Source organism: Bacillus sp. N1(2025) (assembly GCF_053470005.1).
This window is the reverse complement of sequence record NZ_JBLTJB010000039.1, coordinates 1-419: the sequence shown is the minus strand read 5'-3', so window position 1 is coordinate 419 and position 419 is coordinate 1. Positions and strand designations below refer to the sequence as shown.

Annotated in this window: 1 protein-coding gene; it reads left to right on the top strand. The window is 39.4% G+C overall.

Features of this window, described 5'->3' with window-relative positions:
- Positions 1 to 419: condensation domain-containing protein (locus ACNFN4_RS22245; RefSeq protein ID WP_448200489.1), on the top strand; the 419-nt coding region annotated here is incomplete at both ends.

The following is a 419-nucleotide window of genomic DNA, read 5'->3' as shown; positions in this document are numbered from 1 at the left end:
ACAGTACTGCATATAACATGGCGTCAGCGCTAGAAGTAACGGGTAACCTTGATTTAGAAAAAATACAACAAGCCATAGATCGTCTGATTAAGCGTCATGAGTCGCTGCGAACAAGTTTTGTAATGACCGAAGAAGGAGCATATCAAGTCATTGCAGACGAGGTATTCTACCAAGTGGAATATGAAGAGACCGACAGCTACAGTGACGCTGACATGGAACAATTTGTACGCCCGTTTGACATCGGAAAAGCACCACTTATGCGTTTTAAAGTAGTCAAAGAAAGAAATCGGAACAACTATATTTTACTATTCGATATGCACCATATTATTTCCGATCATCAGACGCTAAATCTATTAATCGAAGATTTCTCACGATTGTATAACGGTGAAGAATTACAACCACTTGAACTCCAATACAAG